Genomic DNA, 317 nt, shown 5'->3' with positions numbered 1-317 from the left:
GTTTGGGCGGTTACATTAATATCCCGGACGGTAATTATGCCAGTATTATTTCCCGTATACAGAATATGATAGTTATTGCCACTATTGCCATCGTTGATAATAAGACCGCTCGCGGTAAGAGTCTTGCTGGTTCCGACATTCTTTGTATCGTATGCCTGCGTAGGTGCTGTGCCAACTACATCACCAGTTTGTAAAGCGTCTACTTGCGGAGAAACGCTTGAACTGGTGGTACCATTATAAAAACGGCTGTCGGCTTGGGCCGTTACGTTAATATCCCGAACGGTGATAACGCCGGTTGAATTTGTCGTATAAACAAT

At 44.5% G+C, this 317-nt stretch carries 1 protein-coding gene; it reads right to left on the bottom strand.

The genetic code is table 11. The annotated features are described in order from the left end of the window. Window positions 1–317: YDG domain-containing protein (locus A3860_RS41025; protein WP_158085186.1), on the bottom strand; the 317-nt coding region annotated here is incomplete at both ends.

It is taken from the genome of Niastella vici, assembly GCF_002077945.1.
Taxonomy (GTDB): domain Bacteria; phylum Bacteroidota; class Bacteroidia; order Chitinophagales; family Chitinophagaceae; genus Niastella; species Niastella vici.
The sequence above is the reverse complement of the archived record's forward strand: the minus strand, read 5'-3'. Positions and strand labels throughout refer to the sequence as shown.